Here is an 18,968-nt window from a genome sequence, read left to right on the forward strand (position 1 = left end):
TAAATTATGCTAACGGATCCTGTTTGAACGGGGCGTAGCCAGTATCACCTTCAATTTCCCCAGGATTAGGAGAATCGCCACTACCACAAAGAATGAGATTGCTTTGGGTCTTTAAATCTACGGATTCCATTTCCGGAGCGATGTATTCTTTCTTCATGACTTCCTCTTTTTTAGTGTCTAGGAACAATGATGACTTCAAACGTTTCAGGATCGCTATCACTCAGGAGCCTTGCCCGATGGGCAACAGCGACAACTTTCATTCGAGGCGCAACATATTTCCTTTTTTTATTCATTTTTACCTTACGATTACTCTTTTACCGTTATAATAGTAAATTCCCTTGGTGGTTGGCTTGGCATTGAGCCTGCGACCCTTCATATCGAACCAGCTGTCGATAAACTTGATTTCGCCAGTCCTCGTGTCGAGGGTGCCGATGGCTGTCGTTTCGCCCGTCTCGCGCTCGACAATCACAACATCCAGAGTGCCCGGAACGGAATCCTCGTCGATAGAAGCACGGTCGAGTGACGTACTGGATTTCTTCAGCGGGAACGCCAGTCTGTTCGCATGCTGACTGTTCTTCTTAAGAAGGTAGGCTCGGAACGGGCGGGTGGTCGCACTTGATCCAATTCTTGCGAAAGAACCAATCGCATAAGAATTTTCTGCCTGGGCTCTGAAGCCATACGCCCTTCCCAATTCGTCAGCATGGTCTTTCCATTTTATGTAGGAATACGTACCGCGGAATTCCCACAAGCCATCCTCACTGTTCGAATTGTTCAACTCGCTCGTATTGAGAGCGACTGTCTCTCCTTCATCAAGATTGAACGAGAGTGTTGCTGCCTTTGTGCGGATAATATAGGGCGTATTTGCCTGCAGCGTTTTCTCCGCAGCCCAAAATTCAATCTGCGCATTTTCAACATCAACAGACTTTAGTTCATAGAATTCAGCTGCGGGGACCTTGTTCGTATCTATGCTGAATGGCAGAACAATCGTAGAATACATTTTGTCCGCATCCGTTTCATTAACCGGGAATTCACGGTTGAAGTTTACAGAGCTTACGAGGATATTATCTTCAGGAGAAATCGTGCTCACTTCTCCCGTGGACATACCATCGAGTTCCGCAGTCAGCTTTCCGTTTTCGTCTTCGTAGACCTTGATGGCGCCGAAGTCGTTCACGAGGAACGGATAGACTTTGTTCCACTTTGCGTAGAAGGTCGTATCGCCGGTAGAAGCAGCTTCAATCGATATAACCTTCTCTCCGGTATATTCAGCGTTGCCATACCAGCCATCGAATTCATAGCCATCCCTAGTCGGGGTTGCAAGTTCCGTTGCAGAGGCCGCCGTGTATGTATTCGGCGTCAGTTCAGCGGGTTCGCCATCTATATTGTATGTAATCGTGTACGGAACCGGCACCCACTTAGCGTAGAAGGTCGTATCGCCCGTAGAGCCCTTGACAATACCTGTCGCGGCATCGCCTTCGAAGTTTGCGTTAGTAAACCAGCCGCCGAAGGTGTAACCAGCGCTATCTGCAGGATTCCTTAATGTAATAGCATCATCAACAGTATACAAAGTATCACAACGAGGTTTATCCGTTCCTACATAAGTAATCTTGTAAATCTTGTTCCATTTACCGTAGAATGTGAAATCGCCCGTAGTTCCTTTAGCAACATTGGGATTCTTATTTCCAGAAAATTCCGCATTCTTAAACCATCCACCAAACTTATATTCAGCAGATATTGAAGCTGGGTCCTTTATACTAAACTTACTTTCAACGTTGAAACTTTTCGGATATTTTTTATTGTCAGAAACATCACAACCATTACATTCATACGTAATCGTGTAAGAAATAGTATCCCACGTAGGATAAACAATCAAAGGAGCATTAGCGGAATACTCATCACCGAAAGCGTAAGTCAGCCCTTCTTCAGAAACCCATCCACTCTGCAAATAACCTTTGCGAGTATAAGACGTATCCCTTAATGTATAGGCTTCATTATGAATCTTTTTCTCTGCAGCAACAAGCCCTGTTCCATAGGCTCCCGCTCTATACGTGATGTCATAAGTAATGGTCTCCCACTCTGCGTAAAGCGTAATATCGTCTGTTAAACCAGAAGGAATACTTGTTTTCTTATCCTTAAATTCAGCATCAGCATACCAACCCAAAAAACGATACTTTTCATTCCATTCTGGATCGGAAAGCGGCATTCCATCAACAGTAAACTCGTCTGCATTTGAATTTGTGCATTCATCCGAACAATTCAGCACATAATTCACCGTATAGGTATTCTTTGTCCACTTGGCAAAAAGATCGACATCACTCGTAATATTCTGTGTAAAGTCAAACGAATTTTCTGCATCTCTTTCAAACCATCCTTCAAATGTATATCCAGGGTGCGGATCCATCTTATCGACCGTCAGCTCTGTTGCATGCTCGTTTTCATAGACGGAACTTACATACGAAGCCGTAGATGTTTCATCTTCATAAAAACGAACAGTAAAAACAGGAGCGGTAGTCCATGCGGCAACCAAAGTCATGTCCTCTGTTGCAAGCGGAAGATTATCGAGCCCGTTTTCAACATAAAGAATCGTTGGATCATCCCCATTCGCCCAACCCATAAAATTATACTTCACATTTTGAGCGTCAGTGAATGTAGTCGGCCTTTCAAAGCCCTGTACTGCAATTCTCTTTCCGTTTTCAACCTTTATCGATACCGATTCAGAAGATCCATTTGGGAACGTTCCCTGCAAGTCCCCGTTAACAGGACTGAATGTAATCGTATGCATCTTATTCCAATCTGCCGTAATCGTAGTTGCCTTGGTAGCAGCTTTGTTATAGTCATCACCAGACCAACCGGCAAACACATAACTGTCATCGCCCCAAGAGGGGTTTGCAACGCCATCATTATTAATTATATTCCCAGCCTTTACATATTTCACAAATGTTGCTCCGCCAGCAAAAGAGCCTCCATTTGCATTGAAGGTTATCTTGTAACCATCAGCGCCGTAACCGTTCAAGGAAATGCTAGTCGCAGCATCAGACCACGGAGAATCCTTAGTGCAAACACCATCCACCATTTCACCACCATTAAGGGTACAGGCGATCAATGCCGAGTTCAACTCCGACTCTCCTGTCGGAGAACCAGTAGTGTCGCCAGCCCTAGTACGGCCTATACTGTTATTCCCAAATATATCGCTATCATAATAAACATTTTCAAAAGCAGTTGTTCCATCATAGTGATTGCCAACAATGGCTCCCGCTGCACCTGACCCCGTACTAGAGAGAGTGTTTCCAGCATAAACGCAAGAGGATATAGTTGCAACCGCGCCACCAGTATACGCCTTTGTATAACCAGCAATTCCTCCAACATAGGCAGTACCACTTGCATCGATGTTTACTTCACTATAACAATTGCGAATCGTTCCACCACCATTGTTACCAACAATACCGCCAACGGCTTGCCCATCACCAGAAGTAACCATCTTACCCGTCACATAGCAATTTTCAACGATGCTATTCGGATTTGCTTGCCAGCCAACAACAGTCCCAATGGAAAGCGGACTCTTTTCATTGTCTTTGTTTCCAGAAACATATCCATTTCCATAAGCATAAACCTCAACATTTTCAAGGATTACATTCTGTACATGTCCCGTGAAGGCTCCAATAAGCCCCAAATTCTGCGCATATTGTCTATCGTTCGGATACTTTTTTAGAATTTCCTCTGCACTTATGTACAAATTCGATATTATCTTATTATTGCCATCAAAATCAACTGCTCGTTGAGTCCCCTTTGCCGAAATCGGAATCCAGTGATAGCCAGCCATATCCAAATCAGCCATAACTTTTGCGCAATAAGGCGTTTGGTTGTCATTTACTTTTTTCGCGAACCAGGCTAGTTCCGCTGGAGACGTGATCTGATAGCACTCATTCACCTTTTTAGGCGCATCTGCATCTGCACTCCTGTGATCAATCCACGCATCCATAGCAAACCCCTGCCCAACGAGCATCAGGCAGGCCGTACAAACTAAAATTTTAAATTTATTTACAAAAGGCATAAAAACCTCCATTTTTGCTCAAATTTAGCAAATATTTGTAAAGATATAATAATTTTAAGAAAAATAACAACATCAAAAAGAAGGCGTGTGAGAATCATCACGCGCAAAAGCCTTTTTACGGTCCAATCCCTTGCCAGACATGTGATTTAGGTCAAATTCCCTACCTGCCCGGTCGGAATTCACATTCCCTCTTTTTTTGGGGGGCGGACCCGCTATACTTCGTTGTCGATGTCGATAAACCTGGCAGGTATCCCGAGGTCGTTTTCGATTTTCACAGCCAGCGCCCGGACGCCGAAAATCTCGGTGCGGTGGTGGCCCGCCGAAATCAGGTTGAAACCGAGTTCCTCGACGGCGATAGGCACAGCCTCCTTGATTTCGCCGGTGACAAATGCGTCACAGCCGAGCGAGATGGCCTCCTCGATGCCGCTTGCGCCGGAGCCGCTGCAGATGGCGACCTTCCGGACAGTCTCGCTACCGTACAGGAGGCTGTGCTGCACCCCATGCTCGAAAACTCCGCTGGCAAGGTCCACAAAGCCCTCGCGGGAAACAGGCTCGGCAAACTCCCCCACGACGCCCACGGTACGTTCGCCCTCACGCATAAACCCATCAATCTTCTCGAGGCCGAGCGCACGGGCAATCTGCACGTTGTTCCCGATTTCCATGTGGCCGTCGAGCGGCAGGTGGTAGCCGTACAGCGAGATGCCGTTTTGCATCAGGCGGCGCATGCGCTCGCCGAACTTGCCCACGAGCACGCGGTTCTCGCCCTGCCAGAACCCGTTCGGGTGGTGGACAATAATGCAGTCCGCATGTTCCTCGATTGCCGCATCGATAAGCCTGTCACGGAAAGATACTCCCGTCACGATTTTGGTCACCTTGTCGGACGCCTCCACGCAGAGGCCATCCACACAGTAGTCCTTGAACGCGTGCGGTTCAAGAAGGTCGTTCAGCCAGCCGGAAAAATCAGATATGTTCATACCCAGAAAATAGCAAAAAAGAGAAAAATGACCGAACCGAACCTCACCCGCCCGTCCGGAGTTGTCAAACCTTATGCGTTTTTGTACATTTATGCATAGAAAACCAAAAAACGTTTTTTCAGCGCTTGGGGAAGCTCAAAAATGCGACTTTCTTTTCGGTGCTGTTAACAAAGGAGCCCAGCAATGGCACACTATCTATTTACCTCTGAATCCGTGTCCAAGGGACACCCGGACAAGGTTGCCGACCAGATTTCCGATTCCATCCTCGACGCCTGCCTCGCACAGGACCCGAAGAGCCGCGTGGCCTGCGAGACGCTCGTGAACACGGGCCTCGTCGTGATTTCCGGCGAAATCACCACCAAGGCGAACGTCGACTTCCAGGAAGTCGCCCGCAACACCATCAAGAATATCGGCTACGTGAACCCCGACCTGCAGTTCGACTACAAGGGCTGCGCCGTGCTCGTCGCGATGGACAAGCAGTCCCCCGACATTGCGCAGGGCGTGGATGCCAAGGCCGCCGACGGCAAGAAGGACGACAAGCAGGGTGCCGGTGACCAGGGCATGATGTTCGGCTACGCCGTGAACGAGACGCCGGAACTGATGCCGCTCCCGATCAGCCTCGCCCACAAGCTCATGGAAAAGATCCAGGAACTCCGCGAACAGGGCAAGATCAAGTGGCTGCGCCCGGACGCCAAGTCGCAGGTGACTGTGGAATACGACGAGAACGACAAGCCCGTACGCGTGGACACCGTCGTGATTTCTACCCAGCACGATGAATTCGTGAACGGCAAGGAACTCAAGCACGCCGTGATCGAAAAGGAAATCATCGAGAAGCTCATCAAGAAGGTCATCCCGGCCAAGCTCCTCGACAAGAATACCCGCTACCTCGTGAACCCGACCGGCAAGTTCGTTGTCGGCGGCCCGCACGGCGACTGCGGCCTCACCGGGCGCAAGATTATCGTGGACACCTACGGCGGCATGGGCCGTCATGGCGGTGGCGCGTTCAGCGGCAAGGACCCCTCCAAGGTCGACCGCAGTGCAGCATACGCTGCCCGCTACGTAGCGAAGAACATTGTGGCTGCAGGCCTCGCCTACCGTTGCGAAGTCCAGCTCGCCTACGCCATCGGTTACAGCAAGCCCGTGTCCGTGCTCGTGAACACCTTCGGTACCGGTAAGATTGGCGATCGCAAGATCGAAGAAATCGTCGCGAAGAACTTCGACCTTTCCCCGGCAGGCATCGAGAAGATGCTCGACCTGAGGAAGCCCGGCTACGTGGAGACCGCCGCGCTCGGCCATTTTGGCCGCACCGGCAAGCGCTTCACGTGGGAAAAGACGGACAAGGCCGCAGCACTCAAGAAGGCCGCGAAGATCTAATCCTGCGAAGCCGCAGAAAACGACATACGAAAGAGCGCTCCCGAACCGGGAGCGCTCTTTTCATTTATCCGTTACGGACAAACGCTATTAACAACCGAGCTTGGCGGACAGGTAAGCTTCGAGTTCGTCAATCTTTACCAGTTCCTGCTTCATGGAGTCGCGTTCGCGGACGGTCACGAAGCCGAGCTTTGCCGGATCGGATTCACCCTCGCCCACGGTGTCGAAGTCGACAGTCACGCAGAACGGCGTGCCGAGTTCGTCCTGACGGCGGTAGCGCTTACCGATGGACTGCGTTTCGTCGTATTCCACGTTCCAGCGGTTCAGGAGCTTCTGGTAGAGCTCTTCGGCCTTGGCCTTCACCTGGCCCTTCTTCACCAGCGGGAGCACGGCGACCTTCACCGGAGCAATCTTCGGGTCGAAGTGGAGCACGGTACGTTCGTCGTTTTCGAGCTTTTCGACTTCGTAAGCGTCGCAGAGAAGCACGAGGAGCAAACGTTCCACACCGAGAGACGGTTCCACCACGTACGGAATATAACGCTTGTTCTGCACCGGGTCGATGTATTCCTGCTTGACCTTGGATTCGTTCTGGTGCTGCGTCAAGTCGTAGTTCGTACGGCTTGCGATACCCCAAAGTTCGCCCCAACCGAACGGGAATTCGTATTCCACGTCGGTGGTGCCGTTGGAATAGTGAGAAAGTTCTTCCTTGGCATGTTCGCGGAGGCGGAGCTTTTCCTTGTTCACGCCCAGGTCGTTCACGAGCCAGTCAAAGCAGTACTTGCGCCAGAAGTTGTACCATTCCAGTTCGGTGCCCGGTTCGCAGAAGAATTCCAGTTCCATCTGTTCGAATTCGCGGGTACGGAAGATGAAGTTACCCGGAGTGATTTCGTTACGGAAGCTCTTACCGATCTGGCCCACACCGAACGGGATGCGCGGGCGGACATTGTCGACAATGTTCTTGAAGTCCACGAAAATACCCTGGGCCGTTTCCGGACGGAGGTAAACCTTGTTGCCTTCGCCTTCGATCACGCCGATTTCGGTCTGGAACATCAGGTTGAATGCGCGGGGCTTGGTCCAGTCGGTCTTGCCGCAGGTCGGGCATTCGATCTTGTTGTCCATCATCATCTGGTGGACTTCGTCAAAGTTCTTGCCGGCGCAGCAGCCTTCGCCGAGCTTGTCTTCCAAAAGTTGGTCGGCACGGAAACGTTCGTGGCAAGCGAGGCAGTCCACCAGCGGGTCAGAGAAGTTGCCCACGTGGCCCGAGGCCTTCCAGACGCGGGGGTTCAAAAGAATAGAGCTGTCGAGACCGAGCACATCCTGGCGGCTCGTGACGAACTTCTTCCACCAGAGGTTCTTGATGTTACGCTTCAGTTCCACGCCATACGGACCGTAGTCCCAAGTGTTGGCGAGGCCGTCGTAAATTTCGGAGCCGGGGAAAATGAAACCGCGGCGCTTGCAGAGGGAGATGATGTCCTTGAGGGCATCCTGAACTTTCTTTGCCATTATGTAATCCTTTATCGGCTAAATCAAGCCGGACTAGGAACCTACCTGGATGATAGGCCCTGACGGGGGTCAAATATAGTTTTTTTGAGGACTTTTCCTCTACCTTATCAACATTTTACTCTTTTTTACTAGATTTATAGGCCTACTTGTTGATAGATTTATGATGTCCGCCCCTCACGGACAAGGAATAGAATATTTATGCAGATCGACTGGGAAAGATGCCTGAACTACTTGCGCGGAATGCTCTCCGATTCCGTCTTCAAGACTTATTTCGCACAGACAAAGCTGGTGAACCAGACTGCCGGACACACAGTGATTTCCGTGCCGCCCGGACTGGACACCAAGGTCTACTCTGCCTACAAAGAACTCATCAAGCTCGGATGGAAGGACGCGACGCACCTGGACACGCCCATGGAGTTCGAGTTCCAGCCGCAAGAAATCGCACTGCAGCCCGCACAAGCCCCTAGTGACAACAGTTTCAAGGACTTCCTCAAGCCGAGCGTCCCGCTTTCGGGGAGCTTCCGCTTCGAGAACTTCGTGCCCGGCGACAAGGCGCAGCTCGCATTCAACGCGGCCATCGCCGTCGCGAAAAACCCCGACGGCACGCAGTACAATCCGCTGTTCATCTACGGATCATCGGGACTCGGCAAGACGCACCTCCTGCAGGCCATCGGCAACTACATCCTCGAAGAAGACCCGACTAAGCGCGTCTGCTACCTCACCAGCGAGGATTTCTCGCAGCAGTACATGAAGTGCCTGCGCGAAGGCCGCGTCACGGAGATGAGCGACTTCTACCGCAACGAGGTCGACATCCTCCTCATCGACGACATCCAGAACTGGACAGGCAAGTACGAGACGCAGAACGAGTTCTTCCTGATTTTCAACGCGCTGCACCAGGCGGGCAAACAGATCGTGCTTACCTCCGACGCTCCGGCAGGCGAAGTGAAGAACCTCTCCGACCGCCTCGTGAGCCGCTTCGCATGGGGCCTCACCGTGGACATCCAGCCGCCCGACGTCGAGACGCGCGAGGCCATCCTCCACAAGAAGGCCGAAGAACGCCATCTCGAAATCAGCGACGACGTGCTGCATTTCCTCGCCGAGAAAATTGCGAGCAACGTCCGCTGCCTCGAAAGCGCCATCATCAAGCTCACGCTGCAGTCGAGCCTCATGAACCACGATATCGACATGAGCATTGCGCAGAAAGTGGCCGCCGAAATCGCGCCCACGCTCCGCCGCCGAGTAAGCCTCGACGCCGTGCTCCACGCCGTCTCGCAGCATTACGAGGTGCCCGAATCCAAGCTCACCGAGCCCGGGCGCGGCACCAAGGAAATCTCGAAGGCGCGTCAGGTCGCGATGTACCTCATGCGCGAATGTTCCTCCATCAGCCTCCAGAGCATAGGTTCCCGCTTCGGCGGCAAGGACCACTCCACCGTCGTCCACGCCATCAAGAGCGTCAAGAAGGAGATGGAAACGGACGCAGCATTCGCACGCCTCATCGAAGGCCTAAAGAACTCTATCCACGACTAACGGATTTAAGATGAATTTATTCAAACTCTCCGGAATCTGCCTTGCGATGACCGCAATGGCAGCTTTTGCCGAACCCGAAACGCTCACCGTCATCGGTGTTGGCGACATCATGATGGGCCTCAACTTCCCCGAAGAAAAACCCGTACTCCCCAAGCAGGACGGCGAGCTCGTGTTCTCCGAAGTGAAGGACATCCTGAGGGATGCCGACCTCACCACGGGAAACCTCGAAGGCGTGCTCATGAACAAGGGCGGGCTCCCGAAGCCCTGCTGCCGCTCCACCAAGAAGTCCGGCAACTGCTACTGCTTCCGCTCCCCCGAGAACTACACGCGCCACCTGCTCGACGCGGGATTCGACTACGTCAGCGTCTCGAACAACCATTCCGGCGACTTCGGCAGCGAAGGCAGAATCTGCACGCAGCGCGCCCTCGACGAAGCGAAGCTCGCCTATGCAGGATTCGAGAAGAGCTGCGAATACAAGATCCTTGAACTGAACGGCGTGCGCTACGGCTTCGCCTCGTTCTCCGTGAGCAGCGGCACCCTCACCGTATTCGATACAGAAAAGGCGAAGAAGACCATCGCCCTCCTGCGCGACTCCTCCGACATCGTCATCGCCACGATGCATATCGGAGCCGAAGGTTCCAAGTACACGCATATTACCCGCGAATCGGAAACATTCCTGGGCGACAACCGCGGTAACCCCTACCAGTTCGCGCGCCTCGCCATCGATGCCGGAGCAGACATCGTATTCGGCCACGGCCCGCACGTGCCTCGCGCCATCGACCTCTACAAGGGCAAGTTCATCGCCTACAGCCTCGGGAACTTCGCAACCTCCACCAGCGTAAACATCCAGGGCGTCACGGGATACGCCCCCATCGTGAAGATTACCATCGACAAGAAGACCGGCGACTTCAAGGAAGGACAAATCTACTCGTTCATCCAGAAGGGCAACAACGGAGATCGCAAGCCCAACCGCGACGACAAGGGCGCCTGCATCAAGCTCATGAAGGAACTCACCGAACAGGACATTCCCGAATCCCCCATCCAGATTGCCGACGACGGAAAGATAACGCTCAAGTAGCCGCGGTTAGCAATAGCAAAGCGCGACACGCCTATACAAAAAGCCCCGGACCAAAGTCCGAGGCAATTTTTTACGATTGTCATCCCCGATTTTCACGGTTGTCATCCCCACGCAGGCAGGGATCTAAATCGATTACAGGCAGTGAGCGCGGAGGTCTTCGTCGCTCAGCGTGCTGAGGTATGCAGGCGGCACGTCGAGGACGGTCTTGCAACCGGTCACTCCGTTAGCCTTCATGCGGAGTGCCGCGCGGGCGTAAGCCACGAGAACGCTCGTCGTGAATTCCGGGTTGGAATCGAGCTTCAGGCTGTATTCGATCACGTGGGTGTGTTCCTTGTTCATGCCGGTCTTGCCGGTACGAATCACGAAACCGCCGTGAGCGAGGCCGCTGTGGTTCTTGTTGAATTCTTCTTCGCTGATGAAGTTGACGGTCGTGTCGTATTCGTCGAAGTAGTTCGGCATCGTCTTGATGGCGTTCTCGATGTAGGCCTTGTCGGCACCTTCTTCAGCAACCACGTAAACCAGGCGCGTGTGCTTCTGGCGGGTGGTGAGTTCCGGCATGGAACCGCTACGCACGGCTTCGAGAGCCGCTTCCACCGGGCAAGTGTACTGCTTCGCGTTCTTCACGCCCTTGATGCGGCGGACAGCGTCGCTGTGGCCCTGAGAAACACCCTTGCCCCAGAACGTGTAGTCCTTGCCTTCCGGGAGAATAGACTGGGCGTACACGCGGTTCAGGCTGAACATGCCCGGGTCCCAACCCACAGAAATCATCGCGATGTTGCCGGCAGCCTTGGCGGCAGCGTCGACGGCAGCGAAATGCTGCGGAATCTTGGCGTGCGTGTCGAAGGAGTCGATCACGTTGAACATGGCGGCGTACTTCGGGGTGAGCACCGGCAGGTCCGTAGCGGAGCCGCCACAGATGATGAGCAGGTCCACCTTGCCTTTCCAGGCTTCCATTTCAGAGACGTTCAGCACCGGAACGCCCGCCGTCTGGATCTTGACCGTAGCGGGGTCACGACGCGTGAAAACGGCGACCAGTTCCATATCCGGAGCCTGCTTCACGGCGCATTCTACACCGCGACCCAGGTTACCGTAACCGAGAATAGCAATCTTTGCCATAACAATATCCTTGTTAAAAATTTTTGCGTAGAAAATATAGCATTAGACGAAAGACGATAGACGAAAGACGAAAGAAATTCATGTAAAAATTATAGGGAGTAAAGGGGGACGCCTCCCCCTGGCTGCAGCCTCGCCCTTCTGTCACCCTGGAGCACAGCGATAGGGTCCAAGGCGAGTCTTCCGTCACCCCCTCGTGCGGGCGCGGCAACCCCCGGAATGCGTAGACACGGAGGAATTTGTTCAAAATTTTTACTATTTTTTGGGATAGAAGGAACGAAGAGTATGTCTATCATTAGAAAAGCACCATTTGGTCATGTGGTAACCGCATTTCTGCAGTCATCTGGGTCCCGGCACGTAGGCCGGGATAAACTCCGGCGAGGATCTGTGCGTCTTGTGTTTGCTCTTGCATTGACGCTTGCGCTTGCCGCCTGTGATGACGACGAGAGCAGTTTCGTGCGGCCCGGGGAAGATTCCTCGTCGAGTGTCTGCGAGGACTGCGACGATGCCAGCAGCAGTTCTGTAAAGTCGAACTCTTCGTTCAGCGCGAAGTCATCTTCGAGTGTCAATGCGAAGTCGTCTTCTTCCAGCGTTGCACCGAAGTCGAGCAGCTCGGTGCGTTCGTCATCCAGCGTCGCTTCGAGCAGTTCCGTGCGTTCGTCATCCTCGGCTCCGGTCGAGGATCTGTCGAGTAGCAGTTCGGCGAAGTCGAGTAGCTCTGCAAAATCTAGCAGTTCTGCGAAATCCAGCAGCAGCGCGAAGTCCTCTTCCAGTAGCGTCACACAACAGTCCAGCAGCAGTGAATATGTGCCGTTTGACCATTCCGATGCTTTAGCAGAAGATTGGCGTATTGGTGAAAATCGTTATAAGACATTTACGGATCCGCGCAATGGTCGTAGCTATTACTACATAACGATAACGGGACATCCATTAACGGGAACAGGAAACGTGTCGGTGACAGTTATGGCAGAAAACTTGAATATCGGCGAGATGGTGCTCGGCGAAAACGACCAAAATAATGATTCTAAGGTTGAGCGCTACTGCTACAACAATGATACTACCAAGTGCGATGAATTCGGTGGCCTCTACCAGTGGGCCGAGATGATGCAGTTGCCGAGCCGCTGCAATACTGAAAGTTGTGCCGATTTGATTCAGCCGAACCACCAGGGAATCTGTCCCGATGGTTGGAGGCTTTTTACATATGAAGATTATATTGTTGTTCGTACAGCCGAAGGAAATGATGATGGCATCAAGGGCTTGCGTTCAATGCATGGCTTTAGCGGGAAGAATACAACCGGGTTCTCCCTAGTTGGCGCTGGATTAAGGGACCCTGAGGGAGGTGTGTTTAAATCTCTTAAAAAGGTTGCTTTCTGGTTTTACCCGCAAGAGCATAGTTACGATGTGACTGTATACGCAACGGGTGGCTATGTATCTGGCTCAAATGAGCGAGCTCCGCAACCAGATGATGGGGATTTAAAAACATATGGCTTCTCCGTCCGTTGCGTGAAGGTTGAATAATCACAAATTTTGACACAAAGTACAGCGCACCTGGAAGTGCGCTGTAATTTGTATATCCCAAATGGAATTTTTTTCAAATTCCACACAAAAAGTTTTAACTAAAAAGGCGAAAATCATGTCCAAGAATGTCAAGTCCAACAACAAGAACATCAAGAAGTCTGCTCCCAAGGCTAAAAAGTCCACCCGCAACAATTACAAGATCGAATCTCTCGAGCCTCGCTTGATGATGGATGCCGATCCTGGATTTGATGTAGAGCACTTGAATGATTATGCGGAACAGATTGAATCTATCTCTGGGAATATGGGCGAACAGGTGTCTGCTGCTGTCAATTCCATTGAAGGTTTCGATGCTTCTAAACTTGGTCTTGCGGAATCTGTCGGCTCCTTTACCACAATGTTTGGCGAAAGTGTAGACACCCTGAAAACGACTATTGCGGACAAAGTAAATGACGTGCTTACTCAGTCCTTGGATATGGCCCGCACTGCTATCGAGCAGGCGAATGCCAACCTTGAACAAGGGGTTGAACCTATCACCAAGCTTAGCCTTACGAAGCTTGTGGATACCTATGTGAAGAATTTCCTTGAAAGCGAACAGGGCGAAGAGTACAGGGGACTCACGTTCTCTGCGGAAGGTTCTAGGCTCACTGTCGGTATCGACCTTTCTGAATCTAAGTCGCTTGAGAATCTCGGTGTCGACCTCGGTTCTTGGGGCAAGGTTTCGGTAGATGGTTCTGCCAATCTTTCTGCTGCTGCACAGGCTAGCATTTCTGTTGAATTGGACAAGGACGGAAGTGGCACTTTCTTCGATAGCGACGATGATTTCGAGATCACTGCGCCGCAGGTCAATAAGCTTGAAATCTCCATCGACATTGCCGAAGCTTCAGCCAAGTTCATGAATATCGCTGTTTCCGAAACTGAATCCGATGCCGAAGCAAAACCGGACATGACCCTCAGTTATGCGCCTGATGAGGGTGTGACCAAGAATGTGGACCTGGAATTCAAGGTGGGCGAAATCGCCAATCTCCCGTTCTATGTGGCCGATGAGGGCGTCTTGAAAGTGTCGACCAACGATGGTGAACTCGATGTCCAGGTCCCGGAATTCAAGCTGAATAAGGATTTTTCTCTGGGTACGGTGCTCAAGGCTGTTGAATCAGTAAAGATAGAAGACTTGGTATCGGCCCTTAATAATAACATAGGTGATCTTCCTTCTGGGGTGTCCGAATTGTCTTTTGTCCAGGAAGGGCACCCGTTTCCTTGACCACCCCGCGCCCAAGCACCCCGAAAAAGTCCATTTTTGTCATAATCTGACATGGCAATTAAAGTATATTTGTTCGCAGACACTAAACCACAAACCTCGCCTTTTTATGCTTGTAGGCGAAAGGAGTAAAAAATGCCAGAATTATGCCGTTTTTTGGGCATCGTCATCCAAATGTACTTCAACGATCATATGCCTCCACACTTCCATGCGATATATAATGACTTGGAAGGTGTCTTCGAATTATCTACATTTGAGATGTTGGAAGGCAATCTTCCGGCAAGGGTCAAAGGTCTTGTTGTCGAATGGGCAACTCTTCATAAGCAGGATTTGCTAGATAATTGGAATTCTTTGACAAACACCGGAGAATACAAGAAAATCGATCCACTGGTCTAGACTATGCTTCACGTGATTGACGCAAAATATATTGGCGATTACAAGATATCCGTCGAATTCAACGACGGATGCCGTTTTGTCACTGATTTCGAAAGCGTCATCAAGTCGGACCACCGACCCATCGTGCAGCAACTAGCAGACATCAATACCTTTAAAGATTTCACGCTGCAAGCGCACACGATTACATGGTCAAACGGCGTCGATTTCGCCCCCGAATTCATCAAGAGCCTTAATTTTTGACAAAAATAGCAAAAAATATATTGTATTTTTGACAAAAGTTATATATTTTTATTGTATTTTTGACGGAACGGCTAAAAAAGGCCAAAAACGAGGTTTTTGATGGACTTGAAGCGCAAGAGCGAGAAACACATTCGAGAATGGCTCAAAAACAGCCAAAAGAAGGCCTTGCTTGTAAAAGGAGCCCGCCAGGTGGGGAAAACTCACGCCATTCGGGACGTACTGACAGCAGAACATGCGGATTTCTTTGAGATAAACCTCATCGAAACCCCTGCCGCGGTAGATGTTCTTGCCGCAACGCAAACTGTCGATGATCTTGTCCTGGGCTTTTCGGCTCTTAGCACGCAGAAACTGGAAAAGGGCAAGACAATCATCTTCATCGACGAAGTCCAGAAATACAAGGAAATGATTACCAAAATCAAGTTCCTTGTAGAAGAAGGGAGTTTCCGATATGTCCTGAGCGGGTCGCTCCTTGGAGTGGAGCTGACGAATCTCGATTCTGCGCCTGTGGGCTACATGACCACGGTAGAAATGTTCCCGCTGGATTTCGAAGAATTCCTGCAAATCACGAACATCGATGACAACATCATTTCTAGTTTGCGCTCGTCCTTCGAAAACCGGACGCCCGTCATGGATGCGGTAAACCAGAAAATGCTGGACCTGTTCACGCGCTACCTTATCGTGGGCGGCATGCCGGAGGCCGTGAGCAACTTTGCGGACAACAGCAACCTGAACGATGTCATGCGGATCCATCGCGACATTCTGAGTCAGTACAAGCTCGACTTTACGCAATACGAAACGGAAGACAAGCGTTTGTTGCTGACAAACGCTTACGAACTGATTCCTGCGGAACTTCTGAAACAGAACCGTCGGTACATCGTGACGGACTTGAAAAAAGGGCTCCATTTTGAGCGTGTACAAAGCACATTCCTCTGGCTGAAAAACGCTGGCGTCGCACTTTCTGTTTTCAACAGCACCGAACCGAGAATTCCATTAAAGCTGAACGAGAAAAGCAGTTTGTTTAAGCTTTACCTTGCGGATGTCGGCATGCTCACTTCGGAATACGGGATGAACACGAAGTCCATGCTGCTGACAAAAAATCAGAACCTGAATGCCGGCGGAATCTACGAAAACGCCATTGCTCAGGAACTCTATTCAAAAGGGTTCCGGCTTTACTATTACAATTCAAATCGCCTGGGCGAACTGGATTTTGTAATTGAATACAACAACCGAGCATTGCCCATCGAAGTGAAAAGCGGCAAGGATTACACCATCCATTCCGCCATGAACAACTGTCTTGCGAATTCCGAATACCAAATGCAAGAAGGCTTCGTCTTTGCAAACTGCAATGTTTCCCGAAAGGGAAAGGTGACGTATCTGCCCATCTACATGGTCATGTTCTTGCAGCAAGATTCAGAACAGATTGTTCTAGACAAGATTGAGTTTTAACAGATTCCCGTGCTGCCGAAGCCGCCGCGGTCGGCGCCTTCAAGTGGGCCTTCCTCGAAGGTAAGCGTGGGCTGCTGCTCCATGATGCGGAACTGCGCGATGCGGCTCCCCTTCTCGATGGTCACGTCGCGAGTGGCGTACACCGGCATTTTCCACCAGTCGTTCGCGCCGCAGTAGCTTGAATCCACCACGCCCACGGAATTCGCCTGCAGAATGCCGAAGTTCTTGAACGTGGAACTGCGCGGGGCGATATGCGCCTCGAAACCCTCGGGCAACTTCATCGCGACCCCCAGGTGAATGAGCCTGAACTCCCCCGCCTTGAGCGTCACGGTCTCCGCCGCCGCGAGGTCAATCCAGTCGGACTTGCCGCCGACGTAAGTGAGTTTCGGAATGGAATCGTCAAGATACTGAATTTTGATCGTCTGTGAGGCCATAAACCAAATATACATTTTTGTCTGCAGTCGAAAGGTTTTACAATTTCAGCCATAATTTCAAATTCCGTAAAACAAATTTCAGAAAATTTCATTCGGCCATCCAAGGAAACCGGTCGTCTTTTTGCGCAAAAACGCCGTAATTTCAAAAAATTTGCCATAAAAATCCAAATTGGCACGCTCTTTGCACAGAGGGGATGAATTCCAAAATTCCTTGGAATCAAACAAGGACAATAACAATGAAACTCGTTACGGCCTACATCCAACCCGAACGACTGAATCTCGTGAAGCAAGCGCTTTACGAAAACAACATTTTCAAGATGTCAGTTACCAACGTGCTCGGCTGCGGCCAGCAGAAGGGCTACAACCAGCGCTTCCGCGGCGTGGTGACCGAGGTGAATTTGCTCAAGAAGATTTGCCTCAAGATTGCGGTAAACGATGAATTCGTGCAGCCCTGCATCGATGCCATCATCAAGGGCGCGCGCTCCGGCGAAATCGGCGACGGCAAGATCTTCGTCACCTCGCTCGAACAGTGCATCCGCATCCGCACCGGAGAAACAGGGCCGGAGGCAATCGGTTAGACGAAAGAACGGCGCTCCGCGCCTACAGACAAAAGATTTATTAAAAGGATTTAAAGAATGAACGAAGTTACACAAGTCGTACCTGTCAGCGACGCAATCTTTATGACAGAAAACATCTGGATCATGATCAGCGCCATGCTGGTGTTCATCATGGGTCTTGGATTCGCCTGCGTTGAAGCGGGCCTCGTGCGCGCCAAGTGCGCTGCCAACGTCGCCTTCAAGAACATCGCGGTCCCCGCCATAGGCATCACGATGTACGCCCTGCTAGGCTTCGGCCTCATGTATCCGGGAACCTTCAACGGGATTCTCGGTTTCGCGGGCTTTGGCATTGGCGACTGGGCGAATCCGGCCAGTTTCACCTCCGCCTACAACGGCCACTTTACTTTGTTTGCAGACTGGCTTTTCCAGGCAATGTTTGCAGCGACCGCAGCAACGATTGTCTCGGGCGCCGTGGCCGAACGTGTGAAACTCAATTCCTTCCTGGTCTTCACCATTGTCTACGTGGCTTTCGTCTACCCGATTGTGGGTAGCTGGACATGGGGCGGCGGCTGGCTTTCGACCATCGGCAAGGCTGGTTTCCACGACCTCGCCGGTTCTACCCTCGTGCACTCCGTGGGCGGCTGGGCAGCACTTGCCGGCGTAATGATTCTCGGGCCCCGTATCGGCAAGTACGTGAACGGCAAGGTACACGCCATCCCGGCACACAACATTCCGCTTGCAACCATCGGTGTATTCATGCTGTGGTTCGGTTGGTGGGGATTCAACGCAGGTTCCGCACTCAGTGGCGACCCGAAGGCTACTAGCTGGATTCTCGTGACCACGAACCTCGCCGCTGTCGCGGGTATCATTACCGCGACGCTCACGAGCTGGATCGTCTCGAAGAAGCCCGACGCCACCATGGCGCTGAACGGATGCCTTGCCGGCCTCGTGGCAATCACTGCCGGTGCAGACGTGGTGACTCCGCTCTCCTCCTGGATTATCGGTGCCTTCGCTGGCGTACTCGTAGTCGGCGCAGTATTCATGTTCGACCGCCTGCACTTGGATGACCCGGTCGGCGCCCTCTCTGTTCACCTGGTGAACGGCGTGTGGGGTACGATTGCCGTGGGTATCTTTGACATGACGGGCAATTACAGCGTGCTCACTCAGCTCATCGGTGTTGCCGCCTACGCCCTACCCTGCTTCGCCGGCGCTAGCCTGATTTTCTTCGTCATCAAGAAGACAATGGGCCTGCGCGTCACGGAAAGGCAAGAACTCCGCGGCCTCGACCAAAGCGAACACGGACAAGAATCCTACAGCGGATTCCAGATCTTCAGCAACATGTAATTTGGGCGCAAGCAAGAAACTTCATACTGTCACTCAACAGATACACAAGAAGGGATGTCGCAAGACATCCCTTCCTGTGTATCTATAAAAAACCATTCAAAGACGACGCCCTACAGACAACTTTGCCGCTCTCCGAACGATCGCTTTGGAACAAAGACCAATTT

16 protein-coding genes are annotated in these 18,968 nt (G+C 51.5%); 10 read left to right on the forward strand and 6 right to left on the reverse strand.

Annotated elements, in window-relative coordinates; genetic code table 11:
* Positions 1–4: 4 nt before the first annotated feature.
* From B4A77_RS02165 to B4A77_RS02175, 3 genes are all read right to left on the reverse strand, one after another.
* Positions 5–157 carry a hypothetical protein gene (locus B4A77_RS02165; RefSeq protein ID WP_290737887.1) on the reverse strand — a complete coding sequence of 51 codons (153 nt, stop codon included), beginning with the start codon at positions 155–157 and terminating at the stop codon, positions 5–7.
* Positions 158–295: 138 nt separating this feature from the next.
* Positions 296–4,048, reverse strand: a complete 3,753-nt coding sequence (locus B4A77_RS02170) for an InlB B-repeat-containing protein (protein ID WP_290737890.1) — start codon at positions 4,046–4,048, stop codon at positions 296–298.
* Positions 4,049–4,260: 212 nt separating this feature from the next.
* Positions 4,261–5,022, reverse strand: a complete 762-nt coding sequence (locus B4A77_RS02175) for a Nif3-like dinuclear metal center hexameric protein (RefSeq protein WP_290737893.1) — start codon at positions 5,020–5,022, stop codon at positions 4,261–4,263.
* Between the two features lie 183 nt (positions 5,023–5,205).
* Here B4A77_RS02175 and metK point away from each other — a divergent pair, with 183 nt between their 5' ends.
* On the forward strand, positions 5,206–6,396 hold the full coding sequence (metK, locus tag B4A77_RS02180; RefSeq protein WP_290737896.1) for a methionine adenosyltransferase: 1,191 nt from the start codon (positions 5,206–5,208) through the stop codon (positions 6,394–6,396).
* Between the two features lie 87 nt (positions 6,397–6,483).
* Here the strand turns inward: metK and B4A77_RS02185 are convergent, their stop codons facing one another.
* Positions 6,484–7,896, reverse strand: coding sequence for a glycine--tRNA ligase (locus B4A77_RS02185; protein ID WP_290737899.1), 1,413 nt, complete (start codon positions 7,894–7,896; stop codon positions 6,484–6,486).
* A 198-nt stretch (positions 7,897–8,094) separates the two neighbouring features.
* On the opposite strand from B4A77_RS02185, the gene dnaA reads away from it, so the two are divergent.
* Both dnaA and B4A77_RS02195 read left to right on the forward strand, forming a co-directional pair.
* The gene (dnaA, locus tag B4A77_RS02190; protein ID WP_290730150.1) at positions 8,095–9,423 is read left to right on the forward strand and encodes a chromosomal replication initiator protein DnaA; all 1,329 of its coding nucleotides are present in this window, start codon (positions 8,095–8,097) and stop codon (positions 9,421–9,423) included.
* A gap of 10 nt (positions 9,424–9,433) precedes the next feature.
* A complete protein-coding gene (locus B4A77_RS02195; protein WP_290737902.1) occupies positions 9,434–10,501 on the forward strand; it encodes a CapA family protein in 1,068 nt (355 codons plus the stop codon).
* 132 nt (positions 10,502–10,633) lie between these two features.
* Here B4A77_RS02195 and B4A77_RS02200 read toward each other — a convergent pair whose 3' ends face one another.
* Complete coding sequence (locus tag B4A77_RS02200) at positions 10,634–11,617, reverse strand: diaminopimelate dehydrogenase (protein ID WP_290737905.1); 984 nt, start codon at positions 11,615–11,617, stop codon at positions 10,634–10,636.
* A gap of 384 nt (positions 11,618–12,001) precedes the next feature.
* Between B4A77_RS02200 and B4A77_RS02205 the strand changes: the two genes are divergently transcribed.
* The 5 genes from B4A77_RS02205 to B4A77_RS02225 all read left to right on the forward strand — a co-directional run bounded on the left by B4A77_RS02205 (position 12,002) and on the right by B4A77_RS02225 (position 16,469).
* Positions 12,002–13,132 carry an FISUMP domain-containing protein gene (locus B4A77_RS02205; protein ID WP_290730141.1) on the forward strand — a complete coding sequence of 377 codons (1,131 nt, stop codon included), beginning with the start codon at positions 12,002–12,004 and terminating at the stop codon, positions 13,130–13,132.
* Positions 13,133–13,247: 115 nt separating this feature from the next.
* Positions 13,248–14,390 (forward strand): LEPR-XLL domain-containing protein, encoded by a 1,143-nt coding sequence (locus B4A77_RS02210; RefSeq protein WP_290730139.1) that lies wholly within the window; start codon positions 13,248–13,250, stop codon positions 14,388–14,390.
* Between the two features lie 132 nt (positions 14,391–14,522).
* Complete coding sequence (locus B4A77_RS02215) at positions 14,523–14,783, forward strand: DUF4160 domain-containing protein (protein WP_173555229.1); 261 nt, start codon at positions 14,523–14,525, stop codon at positions 14,781–14,783.
* A gap of 3 nt (positions 14,784–14,786) precedes the next feature.
* A complete protein-coding gene (locus B4A77_RS02220; RefSeq protein WP_290730136.1) occupies positions 14,787–15,023 on the forward strand; it encodes a DUF2442 domain-containing protein in 237 nt (78 codons plus the stop codon).
* A 99-nt stretch (positions 15,024–15,122) separates the two neighbouring features.
* Positions 15,123–16,469, forward strand: coding sequence for an ATP-binding protein (locus tag B4A77_RS02225; RefSeq protein ID WP_290734519.1), 1,347 nt, complete (start codon positions 15,123–15,125; stop codon positions 16,467–16,469).
* Here B4A77_RS02225 and B4A77_RS02230 read toward each other — a convergent pair.
* Positions 16,466–16,903, reverse strand: a complete 438-nt coding sequence (locus B4A77_RS02230; protein ID WP_290730130.1) for a dUTP diphosphatase — start codon at positions 16,901–16,903, stop codon at positions 16,466–16,468. The genes B4A77_RS02225 and B4A77_RS02230 overlap by 4 nt on opposite strands.
* 236 nt (positions 16,904–17,139) lie before the next feature.
* Here B4A77_RS02230 and B4A77_RS02235 point away from each other — a divergent pair, with 236 nt between their 5' ends.
* Both B4A77_RS02235 and B4A77_RS02240 read left to right on the forward strand, forming a co-directional pair.
* Positions 17,140–17,481, forward strand: coding sequence for a P-II family nitrogen regulator (locus B4A77_RS02235; protein ID WP_073113603.1), 342 nt, complete (start codon positions 17,140–17,142; stop codon positions 17,479–17,481).
* A gap of 57 nt (positions 17,482–17,538) precedes the next feature.
* Complete coding sequence (locus B4A77_RS02240; protein ID WP_290734517.1) at positions 17,539–18,804, forward strand: ammonium transporter; 1,266 nt, start codon at positions 17,539–17,541, stop codon at positions 18,802–18,804.
* Positions 18,805–18,968 lie beyond the last annotated feature (164 nt).

Source organism: Fibrobacter sp. UBA3718 (assembly GCF_002371935.1).
GTDB lineage: Bacteria > Fibrobacterota > Fibrobacteria > Fibrobacterales > Fibrobacteraceae > Fibrobacter.